Origin of the sequence: Streptomyces sp. NPDC059524 (assembly GCF_042749255.1) — a bacterium.
In the GTDB taxonomy this organism is placed as follows: Bacteria; Actinomycetota; Actinomycetes; order Streptomycetales; family Streptomycetaceae; genus Streptomyces; species Streptomyces xanthii.
Map to the genome: position 1 here is coordinate 1 of NZ_JBHYTK010000308.1, position 2,766 is coordinate 2,766.

Annotated in this window: 3 protein-coding genes; 2 read left to right on the forward strand and 1 reads right to left on the reverse strand. The window is 75.2% G+C overall.

The window, feature by feature from the left end; all coding sequences use genetic code 11:
* Window positions 1–57: 57 nt before the first annotated feature.
* Entirely contained in the window at window positions 58–690 is a 633-nt protein-coding gene (locus ACFW9D_RS38380; RefSeq protein ID WP_188335906.1) for a TetR/AcrR family transcriptional regulator, read from the reverse strand.
* A 174-nt stretch (window positions 691–864) separates the two neighbouring features.
* On the opposite strand from ACFW9D_RS38380, the gene ACFW9D_RS38385 reads away from it, so the two are divergent.
* Window positions 865–1,833: a phosphatase PAP2 family protein gene (locus tag ACFW9D_RS38385; RefSeq protein WP_384630111.1), complete on the forward strand. Its 969-nt coding sequence runs from the start codon at window positions 865–867 to the stop codon at window positions 1,831–1,833.
* Window positions 1,830–2,765 carry a DMT family transporter gene (locus ACFW9D_RS38390; protein ID WP_384630113.1) on the forward strand — a complete coding sequence of 312 codons (936 nt, stop codon included), beginning with the start codon at window positions 1,830–1,832 and terminating at the stop codon, window positions 2,763–2,765. The genes ACFW9D_RS38385 and ACFW9D_RS38390 overlap by 4 nt, the downstream gene beginning before the upstream one ends.
* Window position 2,766 lies beyond the last annotated feature (1 nt).

The following is a 2,766-nucleotide window of genomic DNA, read 5'->3' on the forward strand; positions in this document are numbered from 1 at the left end:
CCGCGCGGGCGCGCCCCCCCCCGCGGCGGCTAACCCCGGGGGCGGGCGCTCTCCCGTTCAGGTGGCCTGTTCCGGAACGGTCAGGCCGAGTCCCGGGACGAGCACGTCCGTCACGAAGCGGACCAGATATTCCGCGTCGGCGTCGCGTCCTTCCAGGACGGGGCGGCTGCGCATGACTCCGAAGAGCTGCGCGCCCAGGTAGGGCAGCATCGGGTGGCCGGGATCGATCTCGCCGCGCGCCACGGCCCGCTCGACCATCTCCGCGATCGACGCGAGCTCCGGCTCGACGAGCGCCTCGCGCAGCGCGGCCTTCAGCTCGTCGTCCTGGAGCGCGGCGTGACCGAGGGCCTGCATCAGCGCGGTGTCGCGCTTGCCCTGGCCCGCCGCGTTGCGCGCGGCCACGATCAGGTCGCCGGCCAGCGATCCGGTGTCGGCGGAGAAGAACTTGACGCAGCGGCCCGCCCGCAGCGCGGCCGCCACCATCTGCGGCTTCGTCTTCCACTGCCGGTAGAGCGTGGACTTGCTGCAACAGGCCTGGGCGGCGACGCCCTCCATGGTGAAGGCGTCGTAGCCGTGCGCGCGCAGCTGGTCGAGGACCGCGTCGTAGAGCTCCTGCGCCCGCTCGGGCGTGATCTTGGAACGGCGCGAGCTCGTGGGTCCGCCGGTGGTGGCCCGTTCTCGCGTCGTCATGACTCTGCTCTCCTCGCCCGCTCGCGGTGGTGGCGGCCTCTGCTGCCGACATGTCGATGAGATCACATCAGCTATCGATACGCCAGTGTACCGGTACGCCGCCGTATCGGTACACTGGCGTATCGGTACGCGGACGTATCGCACAACTCATTCGTCACGAAAAGAGGCCGGGGGATGACTTCCCTTACCGAGCCTGCCGAACCGGAGCCGGACCCTCGCGCTTCCCGACCGCCCCTGGTCCGCGAGCTCCTGCTGGTCGTAGGACTCTTCCTCGTCTACAAGTTCGGACGGCAGCTGGCCAACGGCCACACCGCCGAGGCCTTCCACAACGCCGACCGTGTGTGGAGCCTCGAGCGCGCCCTCCGGCTGCCGGGCGAGGGGGGCGTCCAGGGCGTGCTCCTCGACAGCGACGCGCTGGTGCACGCCGCGAACGTCTACTACGCGACCGTGCACTTCCCGGCGACCCTGGCGTTCCTGGTCTTCCTCTACCTGCGCCGCCCGCGCCACTACGTGTGGTCACGCCGCGTGCTCGCCGCGCTGACGGCGGCGGCGCTCGTGCTGCACCTCTCGTTCCCGCTGGCCCCGCCCCGGATGCTGCCGGCCGCGCACCTCGTGGACACCGCGCAGGTCTTCGGGCCCTCGGTCTACGCGGCGCGGCCGGACACCGACACGATGGCCAACCAGTTCGCGGCCATGCCCTCGCTGCACTTCGGCTGGGCCCTGATGGTCGCGATCGGCCTCATCGCCGCGACCCGCTCGCGCTGGCGCTGGCTCTGGCTGCTGCACCCGCTGCTGACCCTGCTCGTGGTCGTCGGCACGGCGAACCACTACTGGCTGGACGCTCTCGTGGCCACGGCGCTGCTCGCGGTCGCGCTGGCCGCGCTGCGGATGCCGGCCGCGGTCACCGCGCCGCGCCTGCGCCGCCACCTGCTGCCCGCCCCGGCCCACCCGGCGTTCCCGGCCCCCCTGCACGGGTCCGGCACCCCGGCGCCCTGGTCCGCGCACGCCGCTTTCCGCACCCCGCCCGACTCCCTGACCGCCGCCCAGGTCCTGGACCGGGCCCGGATCCCCGTCCAGGTCACAGCGGGTTCCACCTCGGCGGCGACCACTCCCCCGCCCGTCCCGACAGGAGCCCGCCGATGAGCGCCACCCTGCTCGCCGTCGCCCTCTCGCTCGTCTCCGCCGTGGCCTACGCGGCGGCGGCCGTGGCCCAGGAGCGGCTCGCGGCCCGTACCACGGGTGCCGGCGCCGGCGTGTGGCGGCTGCTCGGCACCGGTTCCTGGTGGTGGTCGGTGTCGCTCAACGCCTCGGCGGCCCTGCTGCACGTGGCCGCGCTCAAGTTCGGACCGCTGACCCTGGTGCAGCCGCTCGGCGCGCTCACGCTGGTCGCGGCCGTGCCGCTGGGCGCCCGGCTCGCGGGGCGGCGGGTCACCGCGGGCGAATGGCGCGGCACCGCCCTGACCCTGGCCGGTCTGGCGGCGCTGCTGGTGACGGCGACGGGCCCGGCGCCCGACGACACGCTCGCGCTGCCCGAGGCGCTCGCGGTGGCGGGGGCGACGGCGGCGCTCATCGGCTTCCTGGCCCGGCGCGGCGCCCGGCCCGGGCTGCGGCACGCCACGGCGTCCGGCCTGGCCTCGGGGGTGGCGTCCGCGCTGACGCAGACCGTGACGGTGGCGGCGACGGACCGCTCGGGGCCGCCGCTCGACGCGCGGGTGATCGTGGTGGCGCTGCTGGTGGCGGCGTTCGCGGCGGGCGGCCTGCTGCTGTCGCAGACCGCGTACCGGGGCGGGCTCGGCGCGCCGCTGGCGATGGTGACGCTGGCGAACCCGGTCGCGGCGGCGCTCATCGGGCTCTCGCTCCTGGGCGAGCGGCTGCAGGGCGGGATCGCCGGTCTGGCGCTCGCGCTGGCCGGTGCGGTGCTCGCGGCCCGGGGCGTGGTCCTGCTGACCCGCTCGGCGGTGCCGACGGCGCCGGGTCCCGTGCCCACGGGGCCCGAGCCGGACGGGGCCCTGGCCGCGGTCGTGCCGCTGCCGGTCCGGGCAGAGCCCGAACCGGTCGTCCTGCGGGCGTCCTGAC

What these genes read in the sequence shown, in the direction of transcription:
- ACFW9D_RS38390 (WP_384630113.1), top strand. Translation starts at nt 1,830, where the DNA reads ATGAGCGCCACCCTGCTCGCCGTCGCCCTCTCGCTCGTCTCCGCCGTG.
- ACFW9D_RS38380 (WP_188335906.1), bottom strand. Translation starts at nt 690, where the DNA reads ATGACGACGCGAGAACGGGCCACCACCGGCGGACCCACGAGCTCGCGC.
- ACFW9D_RS38385 (WP_384630111.1), top strand. Translation starts at nt 865, where the DNA reads ATGACTTCCCTTACCGAGCCTGCCGAACCGGAGCCGGACCCTCGCGCT.